This is a genomic window from Peptoniphilus sp., assembly GCF_022767005.1.
Lineage (GTDB): Bacteria > Bacillota > Clostridia > Tissierellales > Peptoniphilaceae > Peptoniphilus_A.
The window spans coordinates 1-2,535 of sequence record NZ_JALEOV010000081.1; the positions used below are offsets into that span (position 1 = coordinate 1).

General features: G+C 33.2%; 2 protein-coding genes and 1 tRNA gene. 2 read left to right on the top strand and 1 reads right to left on the bottom strand.

Annotated elements, in window-relative coordinates; genetic code table 11:
* Positions 1-917, top strand: a 917-nt coding sequence (locus tag MR285_RS06260; RefSeq protein WP_293559137.1) for a M23 family metallopeptidase, incomplete at its 5' end; no start/stop codon positions are given.
* Positions 917-2,086, top strand: a complete 1,170-nt coding sequence (locus MR285_RS06265; RefSeq protein WP_293559139.1) for a S41 family peptidase — start codon at positions 917-919, stop codon at positions 2,084-2,086. The genes MR285_RS06260 and MR285_RS06265, both read left to right, overlap by 1 nt.
* A 120-nt stretch (positions 2,087-2,206) precedes the next feature.
* Here MR285_RS06265 and MR285_RS06270 read toward each other — a convergent pair.
* Positions 2,207-2,280 (bottom strand) — tRNA-Cys (locus MR285_RS06270).
* Between the last annotated feature and the right edge of the window lie 255 nt (positions 2,281-2,535).

Genomic DNA, 2,535 nt, shown 5'->3' on the forward strand with positions numbered 1-2,535 from the left:
AAGCTCAGGCAAATTTAGCTGAAAACACAGATACTCTTAGGCTTAGACTTAGAGAAATGTATAAGAGAGGTAACGTAAATTACCTTGAAGTTATATTAAACTCTAAAGACATAGAAGAATTACTTAGAAATAATGAAATTATTTCATCTATTGCAAAAGCTGATAGAGAATTAATTGAATTTATACAAGAACAAATTGACACAATAAAGGACACAGAAGAAAGACTTAAAGTTGACAGAGCAAAAGTTTCAGCAAATAAGGCTGCAGTAGAAAATGAAAGACAATCATACCAAGCTGCGGTAGATGCAAAAAATGAATATATGAAAACATTGGAGTCAAATTTAGACCTATATAAGGCTGAATTTGAAGAAGCTCAATCAAATTGGGAAAGTTTGGATTTAGAAATATTGAGACTTCAAAAAGAAATTGCTATTCAAAAAAAGGCTGAAGAAGCTGCAAAGGAAAGAGCAAGAAGAGCAAGCGCAGCAAGAATTCACTCAGATATTTCTGTGCCTTCTGGTCCAAGAGATGGTCAAAGATATACATGGCCAGTTCCCGGACACTATTCTATTTCTTCTCCTTATGGATATAGAATGCATCCAATCCTAGGATATACAAAATTCCACTCTGGCATAGATATACCTGCGCCAAATGGCACTCCAGTAGTTGCTGCAAAATCTGGCACAGTAATTATGGCAAAGACGATGAGCGGTTATGGAAATGTAGTAATGATTGACCATGACGAAACTGTTACAGTTTATGCTCATTGTTCAGCATTAAATGTATCTGTTGGTGATACTGTAAATGCTGGCGATGTAGTTTCTTTTGTTGGAACAACTGGTCTTTCCACAGGACCACATTTGCATTTTGAAGTGAGAGTAAATGGATCCACTGTAAATCCATTAGGTTATGTTTAATGAAAAAGAATAAATTTTTAAAAATTATAGCAGTTGTATTATTGGTAATTACAACTGCTTTTGTTACTAGAATATTAACAGTAAGACAAGTTGTAAGTTCCAATGAAAATTTTGGAAAAGTAATAGTATTAGAAAAATATCTTAGAGAAAATTATCTTTACAACAAAGATATTAAAGATGAAAATTTAGAATCAGGTCTATTAAAGGGTCTAGTTGCAGGATTGGGCGACCCCTATTCACAATATCTTACAAAAGACGAGATGAAAAAATTGTCTGAAACTACGACTGGTAAATTCCAAGGGATTGGAGTTTTAATTTCGCCTGACGAAGACGGAACTGTAACTGTAATTTCGCCAATTAAAGGCTCACCAGCAGACAGAGCTGGTGTTGAATCAGGAGATAAAATTTTAAAAATTAATGGAAAAGATTTTAGTGCAGAAAAAATTGACGAAGCATCAAAGGAAATGCGTGGAGAAAAGGGCACAACTGTAAAAATTTTGCTCCTTAAAAAGAAAAGTTTAAAGACTAAAGAAGTTGAAATAAAAAGAGAAGAGATTAAAATCGACTCTATAATAAAAAGTAAAATCGGAAACTTTGGCTACATTGGAATAACAATGTTTGATGAAGAAACGGGAAGGGACTTTGTTAAAGCTTTAAATGAACTTACAAGGGAAGGCGTCAAGGGAATAATCTTAGATATGAGAGGAAATCCTGGTGGAGTTGTGGACGCAGCAGTTGAAGTAGGCGAGGCAATTCTACCTAAGACAAGTTTTGTTACATTAAAAAATAACAAGGGCGAAATTATCGACGATTATAAATTAGACGACAAGTACAATGACATAAAAATGGTGGTACTTGTAAATGAAGGTTCAGCATCTGCATCAGAAATTTTGGCGGGTGCAATAAGAGACCTTGATCGTGCAAAAATTATTGGAAAGAAAACCTATGGAAAGGGCGTCGTGCAAAATGTGATTGCACTTCCAGAAGGCGACGGATTAAAGTTAACGACATCAGAATATTTTACGCCAAGTGGCAAGTCAATAAATAAAAAGGGAATTGAACCAGATATTGAAGTAGATTTGCCAGAGAATGTTAAAGGAATTGGCATAGATTATAAGGATACAGATACACAACTTCAAAAGGCAATTGAGGTTTTGAAAGGAAAATAAGTAAAAAGAAAAAGCTTCGCTTTAAGCATTTTTAAGAAATCTTCTTAAAAGGTTAAAAAGCTAAGCTTTTTTATTTTTGAACAAAAAAAATCTACTGACCTTAAGAACAGTAGATTGCTTTGGAGGCGACAACCGGATTTGAACCGGTGATAAGGGTGTTGCAGACCCGTGCCTTACCACTTGGCTATGTCGCCATAACAACATTAGTATAACAAAGAATGTAGAAAATTACAAGTTAAAATTTACAATAATTATTTTCATTTCTCTTAACTGTCAAGACATATGTTACACTTTTTGTACTATGATACAATGTCCTCAAAAGATAAATTAAATAAAATGTTAATGGAAGATATTTTATAAGACATATGCAAGTCTATCACATATGTCTTATTTTTAAATCATTACAAAAACACAATTTTTAAATATAAAGATTATAATAATTGAGTAAA